This is a genomic window from Erwinia persicina (genome assembly GCF_014838825.1).
In the GTDB taxonomy this organism is placed as follows: domain Bacteria; phylum Pseudomonadota; class Gammaproteobacteria; order Enterobacterales; family Enterobacteriaceae; genus Erwinia; species Erwinia persicina_A.
Genome location: NZ_JACYMO010000001.1, coordinates 618,396 through 633,514 on the forward strand (window position 1 = coordinate 618,396; position 15,119 = coordinate 633,514).

Here is a 15,119-nt window from a genome sequence, read left to right on the forward strand (position 1 = left end):
TTGAGATAAGGCATTAATCATCCCTTTAACGGTGAGCTTTTATGGCCCAGTGGACTATCGCAGCAGCACAGTCAGGTTCCCGGCCGGGTGACCTGTCCTGGAATATCCGGCATCATCTTGATTTCGTTGAGCAGGCTGCCACCCAGGGGGTTGACCTGTTGATGTTTCCCGAACTCTCCCTGACGGGCTACGAGCTCCCGCTGGTGGCCGACCTTGCCCTGTCGGTGGACGATGCGCTGCTGCACCCTTTTGCCGCTGCGGCGCAGGATCATCAGATGGGGATCAGCATCGGGCTGCCGTTAAAGTCGGGCAATAACGTTCGTCTCTCCGCCCTGACCTTCCTGCCGGATGGTACCCGCATTGCCTACAGCAAACGCAACCTTTTTGGCCCGGAAAAAGAGATTTTCACCCCCGGTAATACGGTGCCGATTTTTGGCTATCAGCATCATCAGGTTGCCATGGCCATCTGTGCCGATATCAGCGTTGAAGAGTTTGCCCGGGATGCCTCGGTACGCGGTGCCGACCTCTATGCTACCAGTGTGCTGGTCTCGGAAAAGGGGTATGACACCGACTGCGGACATCTGGCCCGCTGGTCACGGGAGTATAAAATGGCGGTACTGATGGCAAACCACGCCTGGCCTACGGGTGGTTATCAGTGCGCCGGGAAAAGTGCCTTCTGGGACGCGCAGGGATGCCAGGTGATCCGGGGTGACGAGGGAGAGCAGCTGATTATCGCCCGCCGTGACGGTAATCATTGGCAAGGGGAGGCGCATTCGTTACCCTGCCCGTCGGTTCTGTAAACGGGAGAAATTATGTTACGCGTGATAGACACGGAAACCTGCGGCCTGCAGGGGGGGATTGTCGAGGTGGCGTCGGTGGACGTGATTGCCGGGCAGATCGTCAATCCAATGAGCGATCTGATCTCACCCGACCGGCCTATCAGTCATCAGGCGATGGCGGTACATAAGATTACGGAAGCGATGGTGCGGGGCAAACCGACGATTGAACAGGCCATCAGCCGTTATCACGGCAGCCCCTATTACGTCGCACATAATGCCAGCTTCGACCGGCGTATGCTGCCGGAAATGCACGGGGAATGGATCTGCACCATGGCCCTCTCCCGCCGCCTGTGGCCGGGTCTGAAATACAGTAACCAGGCCCTGCGCGAGGCCCTGCAGCTGGAGGTTACCCCGCCTGCCGACCTGCACGCACACCGCGCCCTGTACGACTGTTATGTCACCGCCGCGCTGCTGATCCGTATTATGTCGTTTAGCGGCTGGGATGCGCCGGAAATGATCCGCCGGATAAACGTCAAGGGGTCGTTCAATACGTTCCCGTTCGGGAAATATCGCGGGCAGAAAGTGGATGATGTGGCGAAGTCAGACCCGGGATACTTAAAGTGGATGTTAAAAAACATCCCGGATCTGAAACCCGACTTACGCAGTGCGATGCAGCGGGCGTTAAGCGCGGTGGATTAAACGGTTGCCGGCAGCAGGCCGGTTGCCAGCGCGATCAGAAACGCATATTCCAGCGCCACCCCTTCATAGGCTTTGAAACGCCCTGATTTACCGCCGTGCCCGGCATCCATGTCAGTATGCAGCAGCAGCAGATGGTCATCGGTTTTCAGCTCCCGCAGTTTTGCCACCCATTTTGCCGGCTCCCAGTACTGTACCTGGGAGTCATGCAGGCCGGTGGTAACCAGCAGATGTGGATAGTCCTGCGCCGTGACGTTGTCATAGGGGCTGTACTGCTTGATGTAGTGATAATACTGCTCCTCCGCCGGGTTGCCCCACTCGTCATATTCGCCGGTGGTTAGCGGAATACTTTCATCCAGCATCGTGGTGACCACGTCAACAAACGGTACCTGAGCGACAACGCCGCGAAAACGCGCTGGGGCCATATTCAACACCGCGCCCATCAGCAGGCCACCCGCGCTTCCGCCCATCGCGTACAGTTTTTCCGGGTCACCGTACTGCCTTTCGATCAGTGCATCGGTGATATCGATAAAGTCGTGGAAGGTGTTCATCTTGTTGAGCAGGCGGCCATCATCGTACCACTGCTGTCCCATCTCACCGCCACCGCGGATATGGGTCAGTGCGAAAACAAAGCCACGATCCAGCAGGCTGAGGCGGCTGGCGCTGAAATCGGCATCCATACTGCTGCCGTAGGACCCATAGCCATAGACCAGTAGCGGGTTCGTCCCCGGCAGATAGCGATCCTTACGGTAAACCAGTGATACCGGTACGTCCACGCCGTCCCGCATGGTGATCCAGTGGCGTTCACTGCGATAGGCGCTGGCATCAAAGCCTTTAACCTCGGTCTGCTTCAGCACCTCACGTTCACCGCTGTCCAGATCCAGCTCAAACAGCGTATCCGGGGTGGTCATGGAAGAATAGCCATAGCGCACCTTGCTGCTGTCGGGCGTCGGATTATGACCAATCCAGGTGACATAGGCAGGATCATCAAAGGCGATACTGCGGCTTTCTCCCCTCGCCCAGCTAATCTGGCGCAGCCGGGTCAGCCCCTGCTCACGCTCTTCCACCACCAGCCAGTCACGGAACAGCGTATAGCCTTCCAGCACCACGGTGTCGCGTGGCGCAATCACCGCCTGCCACTCCTGCTCTTCCACCGTGTCGGTGCGGTACAGCCCGAAGTTCTTGCCCTCACGGTTGGAACGCACGTAAAAGTGATCCTGGTAGTGGTCAACGCTGTACTCATGATCTTTACGCCGCGCACAGAACAGACGGGGTTGTGCATCGGCCTGTGCCGCATCCAGCAGCAGGATCTCGCTGGTGGTGCTGCTGCCCAGCGCAATCGCCACGTACGCTTCCGACGTGGTCTTGTAGACGCTGACGTAAAAGGTGTCATCCTGCTCTTCATAGACCAGCTGGTCCTGCTGCTGCGGCGTACCCAGCGTATGCCGCCAGACCTGGTAAGGCAGCAGCGTCTGTTTGTCCTTCAGCACATAGTAGAGGGTATGCGAATCACTGGCCCACGCCATTGCGGAGGCAACCCCTTCCAGCACCTCCGGATACCATTCCCCGCTTTGCAGATTACACAGCCGAATGCCGTATACCCGACGCGAGAGGAAATCCTCCGCCACTGCCATGATCTGATTATCCGGGCTGATGGCCACGCCGCCGAGGGTATAGAACTCGTGTCCCTCCGCCCGCAGATTACCATCAAGCAGAGTATCCCACTGCTCAGGCGTGGTCGTTTCGGCAGGCTGGCGGGCGTAAATAGTGTACTCATTGCCCTCTTCGTAGCGGCTCTGATAGCGGTAGCCGCGCTTAACGTAAGGCACCGAGTGGTCACGCGCCGGAATGCGATCGATAATCTCCTGCAGCAACTCAGCCTGCAGCGTCTTCTGCGGCTGCAGCTGCTGTTCACAGAACGCGTTCTCTTCGCGCAGATAGGCCAGCACCTCAGGATCTTCACGCTCGTCGTCGCGCAGCCAGTAGTAGTGGTCAGTTCGTGTATCGCCGTGCAATGACAGGGTATGGGGGATTTTTTTCGCTTGTGGAGGTGTCATGGTCTCTTCGCTGTTGCTGTGCCTGTCTGTAAGGTTGGCAGCAAGCGCGATGATTGCCAAGCAGTTATCGATGGCTGGCCACAATTTTTAAGGGAGCTACGCGGACGACGTTAACCGTCCGCGTACGGATCAGGCGGGAAGTTTTTGTTTCTCAGCACGGATATCCGTTTCAATCGACTGGCGCACGTCCTGAGGAATTTTTAACGCATCCCCCAGCGCCTGCAGATAACTGCGCTCCATAAAGTGGTCGACGTCGATCACCAGATTGCTGAGGAAATAGACCTCCAGCGCCTCTTCTTCGTTTTTTACGTCCACGGCCAGCTTGTGTGGATCGAGCGGAGAATCGATGGCACGCTGCACCAGCTGCTCACCCTGCGCCCCCAGTCCGGACTGACGAATATGCTCATCAATGGCTTTACGCTCGTCGCTGTCGATGTGTCCGTCACTTTTGGCGGCAAACACCAGTGCCTCGATCAGCCGCTCTGCCCGGCGGTCCACTGGCGAGCTCTGCTGGCCGAAACCAGGCTGATCCTGATGCGTTTCGCTGACGCGCTGCTTGTATTTATTCCACAGCAGTGCGCCTGCGGCCGCGCCGCCACCGACGATGACAGCATTTTTGCCGTACTTCATCAGCAGATTGCGTGAGGACTTGCTGGCAATTAACAACCCTGCCAGCCCGCCGAGTGCGCCGGGAGCCAGCATTTTACTCAGCCCTTCTCCGCCGCCAGAAGATTTACCTGCTTTACCTAATACCGTCTGGATCTGTTGCAGCCAGTTGCTCATAGTCAGTCCTTGTTTGCCAGAAAGCACCACAATAGAACAGCCCACGTCAGGAAACGTCAAACGATGCAAAGGCTGTAAAATTTCCCGTTATCCCGCGCTGCATGAGCCGTTTTTGTCCGCATTCAGGCGGATGATTTGTTAAAACGGCCCAACGCACCTACCCTGAAACGGCATCAACCGCAGAGGAGAAACGGCAACCATGTCATTTTCAGCAAACCCGTTATTTATTAATACCGTCCTGCTCGGCGGCAGCAGCGAAGAGAAACTGCGGGCGGCGGCTCTGGCCGGCTTCGACCAGGTGGAGCTGTGGCAGCAGGATGTGGAAAATGCCCCCGGGGGGGCCCACGCGCTGGCCGGTTTGTGCCGGGCACTGCCGCTGGGGCTGACAGACTATCAGGTCCTGCTGGACTTTGACGGTGCCCCTGACGACCTGCGCGATGATAAGCGCCGGGAAGCCCTGACGATGATGAAGACGGCGCAGCATCTGGGTGCCACGACGCTGCTGGTCCCCGCCTCGACGCACCCGCACTGTTGCGCAGAGCGCATTAACGAGGATCTGCGCTGGCTTACCCGGCGCGCGGCAGAGCATGACCTGCGTATCGCCTATGAAGCGATGGCCTGGAGTCGTCACGTCACTAATCCCGCCGAAGCATGGCAGCGCGTGCGGAAGATTGACGCGGCGAATCTGGGGCTGGTGGTGGATGCGTTTCACCTGTTTGTACGGCAGAGAACTCTGGCAGACCTGGCGGGAATACCGGCAGAAAAAATCTTTCTGGTACAGCTCTCAGACCTTGACTGGCAGCCGGATGCACATCAGCTGGTCGATACCGCTCGTCATCAGCGCCTGTTACCCGGTGAAGGACACTACCCCCTGAAGGCATTATTGCGGCATTTGCAGCAGATCGGCTATCAGGGACCGCTTGGGCTGGAGGTGTTTAACGATGCCCGTCAGGCGGCCTGTCCGGCACAGACGGCAGACGCGGCGATGGCATCGTTACGGCATTTACTGCAGGGAGGGTAACTGCACTTAAGCATCAGGTGGGCAGCGAAAAAACCTCAGGAAGGCTGACCGAAAATAAAGGTCAGCCACTCCACAGGGATAGATTTGTCGCAATGGGTGGCGATCAGGCCGATTTGACCGCCCGCAGCTTGCCTTCGGCGCTATCTTCACTGTCGTCCGCTGCGCTGTTTTCTTCGGGCAGCTTTCCGCTGCGCAGGATCTGCTGCAGGGCATCTTTGTTTTCTGCCATAAACAGGCCGAGTGCCTCACCCTGCTGCTCTTCCATTTCCAGCTTGCTGGCGATCAGCCAGTCGGCGAAGACTTCTGCCAGGTCGAGCATCTTGTCGTAAGCATCCGCTTCTTTTTTGCTGGCAAATGTCATCTTTTCCTCACCTTTTCTGACGACAACGTACTTGATTTCAACAGCCATGATTTTCGTCCTGTTTAACTGTATTTTTATACAGTATACCAGCGCCGCTTTTCTGACTCAACCCTAAACTGCGGGATGCGTACGCAAACGTTTTCGTTTATACTGCGGCCGATTTTTTCAATCCATTCAGGTATCGATTATGACAACTCTTGGAACAGCACTGCGTCCTGATGCCACCCGTGTAATGCTGTTAGGATCGGGTGAGCTGGGCAAAGAAGTGGCGCTGGAATGCCAGCGTCTGGGTGTGGAAGTGATCGCCGTGGATCGCTATGCCGACGCCCCGGCCATGCACGTTGCCCACCGTAGCCATGTGATCAATATGCTGGATGGTGCCGCCCTGGCCGAGCTCATCGCCCGGGAAAAACCCCACTTTGTGGTCCCGGAAATTGAAGCTATCGCCACCGATATGCTGGTGGAACTGGAGGAGCAGGGTCAGCACGTCGTGCCCACCGCCCGCGCGGCAAAGCTGACCATGAACCGTGAAGGCATCCGTCGTCTGGCGGCAGAAGAGCTTGCGCTCCCGACCTCCACCTACCGCTTCGCCGACAGCCGCGAGGCTTTCCTGGCCGCAGCAGAGGAGATTGGCCTGCCGTGCATCGTTAAGCCTGTAATGAGTTCGTCTGGCAAAGGCCAGAGCTTTATCCGTGAGGCCTCTCAGCTGGACGCCGCCTGGGATTATGCCCAACAGGGGGGCCGGGCCGGTGCCGGACGCGTGATCGTCGAGGGCGTGGTGAAGTTTGATTTTGAAATTACCCTGCTGACTATCAGCGCGGTGGACGGCATCCACTTCTGTGCGCCCATCGGGCATCGTCAGGAAGACGGTGACTACCGGGAGTCGTGGCAGCCCCAGCAGATGACCGATCTCGCCCTGCAGCGCGCACAGGATATCGCGCGCAAGGTGGTGGATGCCCTGGGCGGACGCGGTCTGTTTGGCGTTGAGCTGTTTGTCTGCGGTGATGACGTGGTGTTCAGTGAAGTGTCACCCCGCCCGCACGATACCGGCATGGTGACACTGATCTCGCAGGACGTGTCGGAATTTGCCCTGCACGTGCGCGCCTTCCTCGGTCTGCCGGTCGGCGCTATCCGACAGTACGGTCCGGCGGCCTCTGCGGTGATCCTGCCTGAACTGGAAAGCAATAATGTTCGCTTTGCTAATCTGTCGGCCGCGCTGGGGGCCGGGTTACAGCTGCGTCTGTTCGGTAAGCCAGACATTCAGGGGAAACGTCGTCTTGGCGTGGCGCTGGCCACCGGCAGCGATATTGATGATGCGGTTCAGCGCGCTATTGATGCCGCCGCCAGCGTCTCGGTCAGCGGGTAATCTGCAGGCTATTCAGGGGCGGGTGAGCCGCCCCTGCTCATTTAACGCGTGGCACCTGCCACCGCTTCCTGCGCCAGGCGCGTAATGCGGTCATAATCGCCGGCTTCCAGCGCATCGGAGGGCACCAGCCAGGATCCCCCAATACACAGCACGCTGTTCAGCGCCAGATAGTCACGGTAGTTGGCCGGCGAGATGCCGCCTGTGGGGCAGAAACGCACCTGCGGGAAAGGACCGCCAATCGCCTGAAGCGCTTTCACACCGCCGTTGGCTTCTGCCGGGAAGAATTTAAACTCGCGCAGGCCATAATCGAGCCCGGTCATCAATTCCGACACGGTACTGATACCCGGGATCAGCGGGACAGAACCGTCCACGGCCGCTCTGAGCAGCGGCTCGGTCAGGCCCGGGCTGATAATGAACTGCGCTCCGGCGTCGGTCACTTCTTTTAGCTGCTGCGCGTTAAGCACCGTTCCTGCCCCGACAATGGCTTCAGGCACTTCTCTGATCATCGCTTTCAGTGCATCCATCGCGCAGGGTGTGCGCAGAGTGACTTCCAGTACGCGCACCCCGCCTGCCACCAGCGCTTTCGCCATCGGCACCGCGTGTTCGAGTTTGTTGACCACGATAACCGGCACGACCGGGCCGGTTTTCAGAATCTGTTCAGCGCTTGTTTTCCAGTTACTCATCAACGACGTTCTCCTGTCTGGCCTGCCTTCCGTCCTGGCGGAGCGTAGCAGGCAAAAGTGACGCGCCTGGCGTCAGGAAGTGATTGCGTCCTCTACCATACAGGAGAACCCCCGCGAGCGTCCATGTCATCCTTGTCTTTTTTAAAATGCAGGTTCAATTTTTATAAATCACTATTTTGCTCATAAAAAAAACCCGCCGTAGCGGGTTTCTTCTGTCAGAGCGGATTACTCGATTTCATTCCACGAGCGACCGTCCCTGGTGATCATGGCCACGGAGGCCACCGGCCCCCAGGTGCCCGCCTGATAAGGCTTCGGTGGCTCTTTATCCGATGCCCACGCATCCATGATGGAGTCGACCCACTTCCAGGCTTCTTCCACTTCATCACGACGCACGAACAGCGCCTGAATACCGCGCATCGTTTCCAGCAGCAGCCGCTCGTAGGCATCTGCCAGATGTGACTGATTGAAGGTTTCGGAGAAGCTCAGATCCAGCTTAGTGGTTTGCAGATTGTGTTTGTGATCCAACCCTGGCACTTTGTTGAGGATCTGAATGTCCATGCCTTCGTCCGGCTGCAGACGAATAGTCAGTTTGTTCTGTGGCAGTTCCTGCCAGGTTTCTTTAAACAGGTTCAGCGCCGGGTTTTTGAAATAAACCACGACTTCTGAACACTTGGCCGGCAGGCGTTTGCCGGTACGCAGATAGAAAGGAACCCCCGCCCAGCGCCAGTCGTCGATATCCACGCGGATAGAGACGAAGCTTTCCGTGGTGCTGGATTTATTCGCGCCCTCTTCTTCCAGATAGCCCGGCACTTTTTTGCCCTGCACAAAACCGGAAGTGTACTGACCGCGCACCGTTTTTTCGCGCACGTTAGTGTGGTCAATGCGGCGCAGGGAGCGCAGCACTTTCACCTTCTCGTCACGAATACGATCCGCAGACAGGTCGGCCGGTGGCGACATGGCGACCATGGTCAGCACCTGTAACAGGTGGTTCTGGATCATGTCGCGCATCTGACCGGCCTGGTCAAAGTAACCCCAACGGCCTTCGATGCCCACTTCTTCCGCCACGGTGATCTGCACGTGGTCAATGGTGCGGTTATCCCAGTTGGAGGCGAACAGGGAGTTGGCAAAGCGCAGTGCCAGCAGGTTGAGCACCGTCTCTTTACCCAGGTAATGGTCAATACGGAACACCTGGTTTTCTTCGAAGTATTCACCCACCTGGTCGTTGATTTCCTGCGAGGTGGCCAGCGAGGTACCCAGTGGTTTTTCCATCACGACACGCGCCGGACTGGCGTTCAGCTTTGCCTGGCCCAGGCCTTTACAGATTGCACCAAAGGTGCTTGGCGGCATCGCAAAGTAGTTAATGGTGACGCGTTTCTTCTGGTCAAGCATCTTACCAAGGCGGGGGAAATGACCGCTGTCATTGACATCCAGGTTGCAGAAATCGAGGCGGTTGCTGAGTTTGTCCCACAGCGCTTCGTCGATTTTCTCCTTCATAAAGGTTTCCAGTGCCTCGCGTACCACTTTGGTATAGGCAGCCTTATCCCACTCGGCACGACCTACGCCGATAATGCGGGAATCTTCATGAATCTGACCGGCTTTTTCCAGTTGGTACAGTGAGGGCAACAGTTTCCGGCGCGCGAGATCGCCTTTGGCACCGAAAATCACCAGATCGCATGCCTGGGCTGTTTGTGTAACCGCCATTTCATTCTCCTCGTTGCAGGATTAGCCTGTCCCTGAAATTCCGTAGTCGGACAGACTCTTATTGTAATTTTGTTTCAATACAATGTACTGCTTTTGCCTGCTCCGCGTAAACCAGACGAAGCCGCTGCGGCACAATGTATTCAGTCAGTGCTTAATTTAGAGGCAACCTTCCCCGGTCGGCCAGCAGTTTATGCGTAATTTTTCGTCATTTTTGTTACTGTTCTTACCATTCTGAAAATCAGACACAGCTCAAACTCTGGCAATAAATGTCAATGAATGTCGTTATGCTACTGCCACCCGGGCTGTCGTGCATTGTATATTCTCTACAAAATGACATCGATTTCTCCTTTGATTGAAATCGTCAGAATGTATGAACAGGTAGCGCTATGAATATGCTGGAAAAAATCCACGCAGAGCTGGAAAATCTGAGCAAGTCAGAACGGAAAGTGGCCGAGGTTATCCTCGGTTCTCCTGCCACGGCGATGCATTCCAGTATTGCCCTGCTGGCCCGCACAGCGGCGGTCAGTGAACCGACGGTGAACCGTTTCTGTCACCGACTGAAAACGAAAGGCTTCCCGGACTTTAAACTGCAGCTGGCGCAGAGCCTCGCCAGCGGAACGCCCTATGTCAGCCGCCACGTCGAACAAAACGACACCGTGGAGTCATATTCCGGGAAAATTTTCGAATCGGCAATGGCCGGACTGGATCGGGTCAGGCAGGGCCTGGATACTGGTGCCGTCAATCGCGCCGTGGACCTGCTGACCCAGTCGAAAAAAATCGCTTTCTTTGGCCTCGGGGCCTCTGCCGCCGTGGCGCATGATGCAATGAATAAATTTTTTCGTTTCAATGTGCCGGTGATCTATTCTGATGATATTGTCATGCAGCGCATGAGCTGTATGAATAGCGGAGAAGGCGACGTAATGGTGCTGATTTCCCATACCGGCCGGACCAAAAGTATGGTTGAACTGGCGATGATGGCGCGGGAAAATGATGCCAGCGTGCTGGCCATCACCTCCCCTGACTCTCCTCTGGCCCGTGAAGCAACCTTAGCCCTAACGCTGGACGTTCCTGAAGATACCGATATTTATATGCCGATGGTTTCCCGCCTGGCGCAGCTCACGCTGATTGACGTGCTGGCCACCGGTTTTACTCTGCGTCGCGGTGAAAAATTTCGTGATAATCTCAAACGGGTGAAAGAGGCACTGCGGGAGTCCCGGTTTGATAAAGACAGCGCGCTCTCACGCCTTGCTGGTCCGTAGTATGACATCTTCTTATTGATGGCAGACCGGCGGGGCAAACTCTGTTGCCCCGCTTTGTTATCCAGAGTCTGCGACAGCTAAACGACATTGACTATCAGAACAGCGCTCGACTGCCACTGACCTGGCTGAACATTTTTCAGTTCAGAGGTGATTTTCAAATAGTTATCACCCGCCTGCACATCAATATAGTTCAGCAGGGGCTTATTGTTGATGCTAATGGTGGAGGTACCACCGCCAATATCCAGCGTGGTCTTTCTGTCCGATAACGAAAACTGAACGGTCCCTTTTAGTGTACAGTTAACCCATAAATTACTTTCCGCTATGGACTCTGCCATTCTGTCCACCACAACCGTTTTGTGGTCGAGCACTATTTCGGAAGTCAGTATTTTACATTCAGAGGGGTATGCAGGTAGATACCGGCAGGTTCCGGGGGCATACGTATATTGAACCAGATCGTATGAATATACCGTTGCAGCAATACAGTAGTTAGTACCATCATTGGGCTGAGTTCCGAAGAAAACGTAATCGCCTGGGGAATCTGCATATACTTTATTGGCACCGTAAACTAACAGGTCCCCGACGGTCTTCATAGCAGGGTTATCTTTAGGTTGTGCAACAAATGTACCTCTGCCGCTTGAAACCTCCTTGCCGTTTATGTTTTTAAAAATCATCATTTGAAAAAATCACGACTTCCCAGCGGTCTCTCTGTCCATGGCCCCACGTCAATAAACGTTGGCATCCCGTAGGCGACCCGGTGCAATCCTTCACTCTCAACAAGTCGATGATCCATATTATTATAGATAGGAACCATCCCGGCACCTGCACCTTTAATAAAAAATATCATCATAATTAAAATTAAAAAAACCTTTTAAAATTCATACATCACCTAATGATAAAATCTTTTAAGTTAAAACACACGCCCCAGAATAAATATATTTCTTCGTTAATCATAAAGGCTGAATGCTTTTCTGAAAAGCGTTTAATCACTTAAAGTTTAGCCTGGCGCAGGATGAAATAATGGAGAAAATACAAATCAGAAAGAGACATATTAAATCAAAAAAATACCATATTGAAAGCTCTAATATAAAAGTGGGCATCAAAGAGATTAAAACCCTTCAGCACTTATTTTTTTTCATAACGTTAAGCACGTTATGCTGGTTTTTTTGACGCAATCCCGTCTGAAATTTACAGCTTTCACTTGATAAACCGATGTAGGCATCCACAAGTCGCCAGCATCCGGCCAGAGATGTTTGGCACATAAGTTAGAATTTTTATCATCGTTATGACGGTTGAAACGCTCTCTGTTTAACGAGCGGACAGATTGTGATATGAGGTGCGGCTATGGCATGATGGAATCTGACATGTGTCTTGCCGTGGTCAGCCCGCCTGTTTATCCTCTTATGTGCCCAAGAGAGCTGACAGACCTTGCGACACAGACGAGTATATTTAGTCATAGATTCGACATAACAATTCACAAAAGGTGTACCCTAAATGATTAACCAGTCGTCTCCAGCCGTAATCCCAAAGTCCACCTCAAGACGTCTCAGAAGAACCAAGATTGTCACCACACTGGGCCCCGCCACCGATCGCGATAATAACCTTGAAAAAGTCATCGCTGCCGGCGCCAACGTCGTTCGTTTGAACTTCTCGCATGGCACCGCCGAAGATCACCAGATGCGTGCGGATAAAGTGCGTGAAATTGCCGCTAAACTCGGCCGCCACGTGGCTATTCTGGGGGACTTACAAGGCCCGAAGATCCGTGTATCGACCTTTAAAGAAGGCAAAGTTTTCCTGAATATTGGTGAGCGCTTCCTGCTGGATGCCAGCCTGGGTAAAGGCGAAGGCGACCGTGAGAAAGTCGGCATCGACTACAAAGGCCTGCCAGCTGACGTTGTTCCTGGTGATATTCTGCTGCTCGACGACGGCCGCGTTCAGCTGAAAGTGCTGGAAGTTCAGGGCATGAAAGTGTTTACCGAAGTGACCGTCGGTGGCCCACTGTCCAATAACAAAGGGATTAACAAGCTGGGCGGTGGCCTGTCGGCCGAAGCCCTGACGGAAAAAGACAAAGCGGATATTCTGACCGCCGCTAAAATTGGCGTCGACTATCTGGCGGTATCCTTCCCGCGCTGTGGTGAAGATCTGCACTATGCCCGCCGTCTGGCGCGCGAAGCTGGCTGTGAGGCCATGATTGTCTCCAAGGTAGAGCGCGCAGAAGCCGTAGCCAGCCAGGAAGCGATGGATGACATTATTCTGGCCTCGGATGTGGTGATGGTCGCCAGGGGTGACCTGGGCGTTGAAATTGGCGACCCTGAGCTGGTCGGGATCCAGAAAGCCCTTATTCGCCGCGCCCGCCAGTTGAACCGTTCCGTCATTACCGCCACCCAGATGATGGAGTCGATGATCACTAACCCGATGCCAACCCGTGCGGAAGTCATGGACGTGGCCAACGCCGTGCTCGATGGCACCGATGCGGTGATGCTGTCAGCGGAAACGGCAGCAGGTCAGTATCCCGCCGAAACCGTCTCTGCCATGGCGAAGGTTTGCCTGGGCGCGGAGAAGATCCCCAGCATCAACGTCTCCAAGCACCGCCTTGACGTGCAGTTCGATAATATCGAAGAAGCCATCGCGATGTCGGCCATGTATGCGGCGAACCATCTGCAGGGTGTCACCGCGATTATTACCATGACCGAATCCGGCCGTACCGCGCTGATGACTTCACGTATCACCTCCGGCCTGCCGATTTTTGCCATGTCGCGCCACGAGCGCACGCTGAACCTCACTGCACTGTATCGTGGCGTGACGCCGGTGTTTTTCGACAGCAACAGCGACGGCGTGGCGGCGGCACACGATGCGGTCAACCTGCTGCGTGAGAAAGGATTCCTGATGTCAGGCGATCTGGTTATCGTCACTCAGGGCGATGTGATGAGCACCACGGGTACAACCAACACCAGCCGCGTGCTGCGCGTTGAATAATACGCTGTGACCTGCCCGGGCACTGTCAGCCCGGGCAGGAAGTGTCCTCCTCTTTCCCCCTCGTTTTTCTGTCGCCCTGTCCGTGCGCTGTCATCACGCTTTTATTCACATTAGTGCAGTCTGCACAGGTGAAAATGCGGTATGTTAGCGAGCCTGTTCAGGCGACTGCACGTTTTGAACGTTTTGACATACCCTGGAGGGAGCCAGAATGGCGTCATATGTCCCCGTGTCGACCCTTACCCGTCGGCACCTTATTTTTCCCCTGTCATTAGTTTTGTTCGAATTTGCGACCTATATTGCTCACGATATGATCCAGCCGGGAATGCTGCTGGTCACCCGTGAATTTGGTGTGGGGCCGGAGTGGGTTTCGGCCTCGCTGACGGCCTATCTGGTCGGCGGCATTGTTTTACAGTGGCTGCTGGGGCCGCTGTCGGACAAACTGGGACGCCGGCCGGTGATGCTGGCAGGCGTCACCTTCTTTATGCTCACCTGCATGGCCACCCACTGGGTACAGAGCATTGAGCAATTCATTCTGCTGCGCTTTCTGCAGGGGATCAGCCTGTGCTTTATCGGCGCTGTGGGCTATGCCGCCATTCAGGAGGCCTTCAATGAAGCCCTGAGCGTGCGAATGATGGCGTTGATGGCCAACGTCGCCTTGCTGGCTCCCCTGGCGGGCCCGCTGGCCGGTGCGGCCTTCCTGGAAATCGGCGACTGGCGCACGATGTTCTGGCTGTTCGCTATCGTCACCGCTGTCGCCCTGGTCGGACTGTGGCGAACCATGCCAGAAACCGCCGGGGATAAGCAGGTTTCGATCTCCCTGTCGTCCCTGGGTAAAGGCTATCTGGCGCTGTTTAAAGATCGTCAGGTAATGAGCGGCTCTCTGGCTATCGGCCTGGTGAGCATCCCGTGCCTCGCCTGGGTGGCGCTCTCACCGGTGATCCTGATCCATGATGAGGGGCTGTCCCGTCTTGATTATGCCCTGCTGCAACTGCCGGTGTTTGTGGCGATGATCGCCGGTAACCTGACGCTGGGTAAGCTGGCATCACGCTTGCCCATCGATCGCCCACTGCGCTTCGGGGCCTGGCCAATCCTGCTGGGTCTGGGCATCGCTGCGCTGGCCTCGGCGATCGATAATCACAGCTATCTCTGGCTCACGGCCGGACTGAGCCTGTACGGCTTTGGTACCGGGCTGGTCAACGCCGGGCTCTATCGCCTGACGCTTTTTTCCAGCGAGGCAGGAAAAGGCAGCGTGGCCGCCATGCTCGGCATGATCAGTATTCTGGTCTTTGCTCTGGGGATCGAACTGGCGAAATTTGCTTATTTCAGCGACGGGTCCCGCGCGTTCAGCCTGGTCAACCTGGCCTTTGGCGTCGTGTGGTTTATTCTGGTGAGGGGCTTTCTAAAGGAGTGGCAGCGCCGGTCGGTACTTAACTGAAAAAC

General features: G+C 55.6%; 13 protein-coding genes. 7 read left to right on the plus strand and 6 right to left on the minus strand.

The window, feature by feature from the left end:
* Window positions 1-41 precede the first annotated feature (41 nt).
* Window positions 42-800 carry a carbon-nitrogen hydrolase family protein gene (locus IFU29_RS02890; RefSeq protein WP_191932582.1) on the plus strand — a complete coding sequence of 253 codons (759 nt, stop codon included), beginning with the start codon at window positions 42-44 and terminating at the stop codon, window positions 798-800.
* Window positions 801-812: 12 nt separating this feature from the next.
* Window positions 813-1,478 carry an exodeoxyribonuclease X gene (exoX, locus tag IFU29_RS02895; protein ID WP_062746249.1) on the plus strand — a complete coding sequence of 222 codons (666 nt, stop codon included), beginning with the start codon at window positions 813-815 and terminating at the stop codon, window positions 1,476-1,478.
* Here the strand turns inward: exoX and IFU29_RS02900 are convergent.
* Both IFU29_RS02900 and IFU29_RS02905 read right to left on the minus strand, forming a co-directional pair.
* A complete protein-coding gene (locus IFU29_RS02900) occupies window positions 1,475-3,532 on the minus strand; it encodes a S9 family peptidase (RefSeq protein WP_191932583.1) in 2,058 nt (685 codons plus the stop codon). The genes exoX and IFU29_RS02900 overlap by 4 nt on opposite strands.
* Before the next feature lie 129 nt (window positions 3,533-3,661).
* Window positions 3,662-4,315, minus strand: coding sequence for a tellurite resistance TerB family protein (locus IFU29_RS02905; RefSeq protein ID WP_191932584.1), 654 nt, complete (start codon window positions 4,313-4,315; stop codon window positions 3,662-3,664).
* Between the two features lie 199 nt (window positions 4,316-4,514).
* Here IFU29_RS02905 and IFU29_RS02910 point away from each other — a divergent pair, with 199 nt between their 5' ends.
* Window positions 4,515-5,336 (plus strand): sugar phosphate isomerase/epimerase family protein, encoded by an 822-nt coding sequence (locus IFU29_RS02910; protein WP_191932585.1) that lies wholly within the window; start codon window positions 4,515-4,517, stop codon window positions 5,334-5,336.
* A gap of 103 nt (window positions 5,337-5,439) precedes the next feature.
* On the opposite strand, the gene IFU29_RS02915 is transcribed toward IFU29_RS02910, so the two are convergent.
* On the minus strand, window positions 5,440-5,745 hold the full coding sequence (locus IFU29_RS02915) for a YebG family protein (protein WP_191932586.1): 306 nt from the start codon (window positions 5,743-5,745) through the stop codon (window positions 5,440-5,442).
* Between the two features lie 139 nt (window positions 5,746-5,884).
* Here IFU29_RS02915 and purT point away from each other — a divergent pair, with 139 nt between their 5' ends.
* Window positions 5,885-7,063 (plus strand): formate-dependent phosphoribosylglycinamide formyltransferase, encoded by a 1,179-nt coding sequence (purT, locus tag IFU29_RS02920; protein WP_191932587.1) that lies wholly within the window; start codon window positions 5,885-5,887, stop codon window positions 7,061-7,063.
* A gap of 41 nt (window positions 7,064-7,104) precedes the next feature.
* On the opposite strand, the gene IFU29_RS02925 is transcribed toward purT, so the two are convergent.
* Together IFU29_RS02925 and zwf are read right to left on the minus strand one after the other, a co-directional pair.
* Window positions 7,105-7,746 carry a bifunctional 4-hydroxy-2-oxoglutarate aldolase/2-dehydro-3-deoxy-phosphogluconate aldolase gene (locus IFU29_RS02925; protein ID WP_191932588.1) on the minus strand — a complete coding sequence of 214 codons (642 nt, stop codon included), beginning with the start codon at window positions 7,744-7,746 and terminating at the stop codon, window positions 7,105-7,107.
* 225 nt (window positions 7,747-7,971) lie between these two features.
* Entirely contained in the window at window positions 7,972-9,447 is a 1,476-nt protein-coding gene (gene zwf, locus IFU29_RS02930) for a glucose-6-phosphate dehydrogenase (RefSeq protein WP_062746267.1), read from the minus strand.
* 386 nt (window positions 9,448-9,833) lie between these two features.
* Between zwf and IFU29_RS02935 the strand changes: the two genes are divergently transcribed.
* Window positions 9,834-10,706, plus strand: coding sequence for a MurR/RpiR family transcriptional regulator (locus tag IFU29_RS02935; RefSeq protein ID WP_191932589.1), 873 nt, complete (start codon window positions 9,834-9,836; stop codon window positions 10,704-10,706).
* A 77-nt stretch (window positions 10,707-10,783) separates the two neighbouring features.
* Here IFU29_RS02935 and IFU29_RS02940 read toward each other — a convergent pair whose 3' ends face one another.
* Window positions 10,784-11,380: a hypothetical protein gene (locus tag IFU29_RS02940; protein WP_191932590.1), complete on the minus strand. Its 597-nt coding sequence runs from the start codon at window positions 11,378-11,380 to the stop codon at window positions 10,784-10,786.
* A gap of 817 nt (window positions 11,381-12,197) precedes the next feature.
* On the opposite strand from IFU29_RS02940, the gene pyk reads away from it, so the two are divergent.
* Both pyk and IFU29_RS02950 read left to right on the plus strand, forming a co-directional pair.
* Window positions 12,198-13,679 (plus strand): pyruvate kinase, encoded by a 1,482-nt coding sequence (gene pyk / locus IFU29_RS02945; RefSeq protein WP_191932591.1) that lies wholly within the window; start codon window positions 12,198-12,200, stop codon window positions 13,677-13,679.
* A gap of 208 nt (window positions 13,680-13,887) precedes the next feature.
* Complete coding sequence (locus tag IFU29_RS02950; RefSeq protein WP_191932592.1) at window positions 13,888-15,114, plus strand: MFS transporter; 1,227 nt, start codon at window positions 13,888-13,890, stop codon at window positions 15,112-15,114.
* The last annotated feature ends 5 nt before the right edge of the window (window positions 15,115-15,119 follow it).